Consider the following 1062-nt stretch of genomic DNA (forward strand, 5'->3'; position numbering starts at 1 on the left):
ACCTCGGCCAAGCAGGACGGCCGCAACATGACCATGGTCCTCGCTCCCCACAAGGGCGCGAAGACGCGGGTGAAGGCACAGCAGGAATCGGCGCCGGCGGCACGTCCGCTGCCGACCGGTCCCGCGAGCGCCGACCCGGCTGCGACGGTCGAGCCGACCGCGCCTGCCGAGCAGGCTGCGCAGGCCGACTCGCAGTAACACCGATTTCACCGACTAGATAGAGGAATCCATGCCGAAGAACAAGACCCACAGCGGCGCCAAGAAGCGATTCAAGGTGACCGGCAGTGGCAAGCTGCTTCGCGAGCAGGCGAACCGTCGCCACCTCCTGGAGCACAAGGCCACCCGCCGGACTCGTCGTCTGGAAGGCACGGAGTCCGTCGCTGCCGTCGACGCCCCCCGCGTGAAGCGGCTGCTCGGTCTCGCCTGAGACCGTCGCAACCTGACGATTCCGCGGCCGGGATAACCGGACGCCGACAACTACCGAACTCGGGCGCCCGCCGCGCCCCCAGATGATCAAGGACTGAAAAGTGGCACGCGTCAAAAGGGCTGTCAACGCTCAGAAGAAGCGCCGTTCCATCCTCGAGGCCTCCAAGGGCTACCGGGGCCAGCGCTCGCGCCTGTACCGCAAGGCCAAGGAACAGCAGCTCCACTCGCTGACCTACGCCTACCGCGACCGCAAGGCGCGCAAGGGTGACTTCCGCAAGCTGTGGATCGCTCGTATCAACGCCGCCGCGCGTCTGAACGACATCACCTACAACCGCTTCATCCAGGGCCTCAAGGCCGCCGGTGTCGAGGTTGACCGCAAGATCCTCGCCGAGCTCGCCGTCTCCGACGCCGAGGCCTTCGCCGGTCTCGTCGCTGTCGCCAAGGCCGCGCTGCCCGCCGACGTCAACGCCCCGGCCACCGCTGCCTGAGCTTGACGACGCACAGCGATCTGTCGGAACGACCCGTGGACGCGCTCTCCGAGCGCCCAACCCCGGGGGGTGTGGCCGGAGAACACACCCCCCCCCCCCCCCCCCCCCCCACTGATCCTATAAAAAAAAAAAGACTCGCGCCCAAACA

The 1062-nt window shown here is 67.3% G+C and carries 2 protein-coding genes and 1 pseudogene; all 3 read left to right on the forward strand.

What is annotated here, in order from left to right:
* A pseudogene (locus ACFWPJ_RS33660) lies at positions 1–198 on the forward strand (translation initiation factor IF-3); the annotation flags it as partial.
* A 31-nt stretch (positions 199–229) separates the two neighbouring features.
* Positions 230–427: a 50S ribosomal protein L35 gene (gene rpmI, locus ACFWPJ_RS33665; protein WP_218716546.1), complete on the forward strand. Its 198-nt coding sequence runs from the start codon at positions 230–232 to the stop codon at positions 425–427.
* Positions 428–527: 100 nt separating this feature from the next.
* Complete coding sequence (rplT, locus tag ACFWPJ_RS33670) at positions 528–914, forward strand: 50S ribosomal protein L20 (RefSeq protein WP_019046423.1); 387 nt, start codon at positions 528–530, stop codon at positions 912–914.
* Positions 915–1062 lie beyond the last annotated feature (148 nt).

Origin of the sequence: Nocardia sp. NPDC058497 (genome assembly GCF_042720195.1) — a bacterium.
Classification (GTDB): Bacteria; Actinomycetota; Actinomycetes; order Mycobacteriales; family Mycobacteriaceae; genus Nocardia.

Coding starts and splice junctions, on each gene's coding strand:
- rpmI (WP_218716546.1), top strand. CDS start 230: ATGCCGAAGAACAAGACCCACAGCGGCGCCAAGAAGCGATTCAAGGTG.